The sequence below is a fragment of the Shewanella sp. SM101 genome (genome assembly GCF_025654465.1).
GTDB lineage: Bacteria > Pseudomonadota > Gammaproteobacteria > Enterobacterales > Shewanellaceae > Shewanella > Shewanella oncorhynchi.
Genome location: NZ_JAKKRH010000120.1, coordinates 1 through 1,324, shown reverse-complemented (window position 1 = coordinate 1,324; position 1,324 = coordinate 1). Strand labels below are relative to the sequence as shown.

The window sequence follows — 1,324 nt, the reverse complement described above, 5'->3', positions numbered from 1 at the left end:
TGTTCCGCGAGCAAGTACAGCAGTGGAAACAGGATTGTTTAGCTGGTTTTCAAACCTCAGAAGTACAAACTAAAACCATTAAACAGCAGGCTAAGGCTGACAAAGCCGAAATCAAATCGCTGCAACGGGAATTGCGCTATAAGGAGAAAGCGCTGGCTGAAGCTGCTGCGTTACTGGTGCTCAGAAAAAAGCTCAATGCGCTCTGGGGGGACGACAGCGAGGAGAGCTAACCCCCTTGCCTGAGCGCATCGCATTGATTGCCTTAATCCAAGAGGCGTATACCCAGGGTGCTCGCCTTTATAAGGCTTGTGCTGAAACGGGCCTCAGTAAGCGTACCTATCGACGTTGGTATCGAGAAGGTCAAGTGCAAGCTGATTTAAGGCCAACAGCAGCTCGACCAGAGCCAGCAAATAAACTCGAAGAACATGAGCGACAACAGATATTAAGTGTGTGCAATCAAGCGGAGTACGCCAGCTTACCCCCGTCGCAAATTGTGCCAACATTATTAGATAACGGGATTTATATCGCCTCGGAATCCAGCTTCTACAGAGTGTTAAATGCTCATGGTCAACTTAACCATCGTGGCCGCACTCAGGCTGCGGTCAATCGAAGCAAACCGTTGAGTTATCGGGCAGATGGGCCGAATCAAGTGTGGTCATGGGACATCACTTATTTAGCCTCAATCGTCAAAGGCCAGTTCTACTATTTGTACCTGTTTGAAGATATTTACAGTAGAAAAATAGTGGGTTACGAAGTTCATGAGCAAGAAAGTGGGGAATATGCCGCTGCGCTAATCCAACGCTGTCTGTTACGCGAGCAATGCTTTAACACGCCATTAGTGCTGCATTCGGATAATGGGGCGCCGATGAAGTCACTGACCATGAAAGCCAAGCTGGAAGAGCTTGGTATTACGGCATCATTAAGTCGGCCGCGGGTGAGTAATGACAACCCCTTTTCAGAGTCGTTATTTAAAACGTTGAAATACCGCCCACAGTGGCCGGCATCAGGTTTTAGCTGCTTAGCAACAGCAAGAGAATGGGTGGAAAAGTTTGTAACCTGGTACAACGATGAGCATAAACACAGCCAGCTAAATTTTGTCTCACCAGGGCAACGTCATGCACTGCAAGATGGCGCTATTTTAGCGAAGCGCAAGAAAGTGCTTGAGGCGGCGAAGGAAAGAAAACCGATGCGTTGGTCTACAGAGATCAGAAATTGTGAAGCGGTTGGCGCTGTAACACTCAACCCAGATAAGGCACCAGAAGAAGGCGTAATAAATGCAGCTTAATATTTAAACAAAGAGTGACAACTATCTTGAAAAACACCG

At 47.5% G+C, this 1,324-nt stretch carries 1 pseudogene; it reads left to right on the top strand.

The window, feature by feature from the left end:
* A pseudogene (locus tag L5M38_RS24125) lies at positions 1-1,285 on the top strand (IS3-like element ISSpu6 family transposase); the annotation flags it as partial.
* Positions 1,286-1,324 lie beyond the last annotated feature (39 nt).